This is a genomic window from Microbispora sp. H13382 (assembly GCF_014161445.1).
In the GTDB taxonomy this organism is placed as follows: domain Bacteria; phylum Actinomycetota; class Actinomycetes; order Streptosporangiales; family Streptosporangiaceae; genus Microbispora.
On record NZ_JABBXA010000053.1, the window covers coordinates 1 to 945 of the forward strand.

A 945-nucleotide genomic window follows, 5' to 3' on the forward strand; every position below is an offset into this window, starting at 1 on the left:
TCAGGGGGTGGTCAGGTCGAATCGGTTGACGGTGACCGCGCCGCCCAGGGACTGGGTGGCGTAGTTGAAGACGGCGAATCGGTAGCCCATGAAGAACTGCCAGGCGTTGCCCATGGTGAAGCCGGGCCCGAGGGCGGTGAAGTTCACGCCGTCGGTGCTGTAGGAGAAGCGGGCCTGCCGCCCGGTGCCCGGACGGATGTCGGCATTGACCCGTAGCCAGATCCGCCCGCCGGAGACGGCCGCGCCGGCGGCCTCGGTGCCGGTGGAGGTGGTCTGCCAGCTGCTGTTCATGGCCAGGCCGTTGGTCATGACCACCCGGGTCTGCCCGTTGTCGCGCCGCAGGCCGATCCAGGCCGACGAATCACGCAGCATCGCCAGTCCGGCCCGGTCGCCGTCGCGCATGCTCGTGTAGTCCAGCTGGATCGTGGCGGTCGAGGACGGCCCCAGGATGCGGTGGGTCAGCGTGTTGCGGGCCGAATACAGATCATTGGTGACGGTGGCGGTCTGCAGCCGCAGCCCGTTGCCGACGCTGAACCTGGTGGTGTCGGGGTTGTGGTTCCACTCCCACTCGGGGCCCAGCTCGGTGCCGGTGAAGGTGTCGCTCCCGGTCGGCGGCTTCACCTGCCGGGGCGGGCGCGGCACGTTGGGGTAGGGGTAGGAGGCGCCCCAGGCGCCGTTCACGGTCTGCACGCTGGGCCAGCCGTCGGCACTCCAGGTGATCGGGGCCAGGACCGGGATGCGGCCGCCGGGGTAGGCGTCCTGGAAGGCCATGTAGTACCAGGCGCCGTTTTGGGTCTGGACCAGGCCGCCCTGGTGGGGCACGCCGCCGCCGGAGACCGGGCCGCCCATGTTGAGCAGCACCTGGCGCATCTCATAGGGGCCGAAGGGGCCGTTGGTGGATTTCAGGACGTACTGGCCGTTGGCCGGGCGGGTCAGCCAGATGTA

At 69.8% G+C, this 945-nt stretch carries 1 protein-coding gene; it reads right to left on the reverse strand.

Annotated features, from left to right (window positions below; all coding sequences use genetic code 11):
* The coding region (locus tag HHX41_RS39430) for a hypothetical protein (RefSeq protein ID WP_220504853.1) at positions 1 to 945 on the reverse strand (945 nt) is incomplete at its 5' end.